1 protein-coding gene and 1 tRNA gene are annotated in these 1,844 nt (G+C 52.0%); one reads left to right on the plus strand and one right to left on the minus strand.

Annotated features, from left to right (window positions below; all coding sequences use genetic code 11):
- Positions 1-74: 74 nt before the first annotated feature.
- Positions 75-1,277, minus strand: a complete 1,203-nt coding sequence (locus QME66_13685) for an IS66 family transposase (protein ID MDI6809997.1) — start codon at positions 1,275-1,277, stop codon at positions 75-77.
- Positions 1,278-1,610: 333 nt separating this feature from the next.
- On the opposite strand from QME66_13685, the gene QME66_13690 reads away from it, so the two are divergent.
- Positions 1,611-1,687: transfer RNA gene (locus QME66_13690), tRNA-Pro, on the plus strand.
- The last annotated feature ends 157 nt before the right edge of the window (positions 1,688-1,844 follow it).

The following is a 1,844-nucleotide window of genomic DNA, read 5'->3' on the forward strand; positions in this document are numbered from 1 at the left end:
CTGGGTTTTGTTCTTGATCCATTCAAGCGCGACCTCTTGCCGCTGCCGATGGTGTTGGGATAATACGTAAGTATTCAGTTTCTCCCAGCAGCCCCGGCAAACAGATAGTCCTGTAGGGTATCCAGAAGGGGTAATTGTCTTTTGTGTATGGTCTCTACAATGCTCATGTTCACGGCATGCGTTTTTGCGCCCTCCTTTGATTGACTCCCTCCGGAGATCTTTCGGGTGACGACCAGTTTCCGGATATCCCGTTCTGCCTGGTTGTTGGTAAGGACGCCTTCCGGATGCAGAAGTGCCGTGAAGAGTCGAGTGTTCTGTTTGGCGATTCTCCCTTGTACTTTTTTTGCGTCTGTAGCACCCGTAGGCAGCGTGCTGATGCGCTCAAGATCCACCGTATACCATTCAAACAATTGTTGTCGATCTTTTTGATCGAATGGTCGAGCAACATCGTCCGAAAGCAGTTCGAAAAGTGTTTTGAGTTTTTCGTAGATCGTTTTCACCTCTCCTGACGCGTCGTCTCGCGCTGCCAGATCCCGTGCCAGACGCAGCAGATGCGCCCAGCAGGATTGCTGTGCAATGGGAAGGTTGGTATACCCTCCGTAGTCATCCCGGACGAGCAGTCCAGTGGCTCCACTGAGGAATATCTTTGGAACACCTCCTCCCCGGGTTTCCTCCATGGTGTAGACGGTACTTTTCTGTGAAGCAAATACCCAACTCCACCAGTTTTCTCCGGAAACGCGCCACCCGGTTTCATCGGCATGTTTAACGGGACTCCCTCGGACTTCGGCAAGAAATTCCTCGTAGCGTGGTCCCAACCATCTGCGTGTTCGTTGGAGGATATGGACAAGCGCACCTTGGGAAAGATGAAGATCGTACTGTGTTTTGAGCCGCTCGGCAATCTTGCCGAAAGGCTCTCGGAATCGGTAGCGCCAGACCATCACCATGGTCACGAGGTTCATGCCGAGCCGGACAGAGGGAATGGTGCCGGCAGGAACCGCCCGCACCTCTTTTTTGCACAAGGAGCACCATTGTCGCTCGATGGTGTATTCTGTTGTCACGGGCTGCATGTCTCTCCAATGGGGAAGATCCGTAACCGTGTGGGTATCGGCAGCCTGGACTCTGGGAAGGATGGTGTGGCAATCGGGACACTGCGTCAGAAAAGCTCGGGAGTATCGGTTAATACGATGGGGAAGAAATCGCCCATGACCGGCATGCCCCGGTTGTCCGCCGCGGCGACGGAGGGAAGGCGCTGTATACTGCTTCGGACGAAACACCATGCCTTTGAATGTATCGCGTTCCTTTCTCGTTTTCTCCAGTTCGTCTGTGAGATCGTTCTTCTGTTTGCGTAACTGGGTGTTTTCTTTCTCCAGTTCCCGGATGAGCTGATCCTGTTTTTCAATTACTTTTTCAAACCGATCTGCTTTCTGCTTCTGAAGGAGGTGCCAATGTTGGTAATTTGCTACATTGGTTCGTAGGCGGCGAACCTCGAACCGCAGCGCAGAGAGTTGGGCAGGAGAGTAGTACATAGGAATTACTACGGTATCAGACTGTGACGGGGGAATGCAAGCTTAGTCTGGGAGAAACTGAATGGTTACCAAGAGAGTAGAAGACGGGGATTGGCGCAATTGGCTAGCGCACTCGCATGGGGTGCGAGCGGTTGCCAGTTCAAGTCTGGCATCCCCGACCAAGTCGAATTTTTGGCGGCGCCCGCCTCCGCCGCCAAAAAATGATACGGTTCCTGCCAGCTAAAACGCACTTTTTTATCGTCTATTTTTATTTTTCTTTTCTTTCCTCTGTTTTTAATATGCTGTCTATCGCTCTCGCAATCACGCTGTTCTTCATCG

The organism is Candidatus Eisenbacteria bacterium (assembly GCA_030017955.1).
Lineage (GTDB): Bacteria > Eisenbacteria > RBG-16-71-46 > JASEGR01 > JASEGR01 > JASEGR01.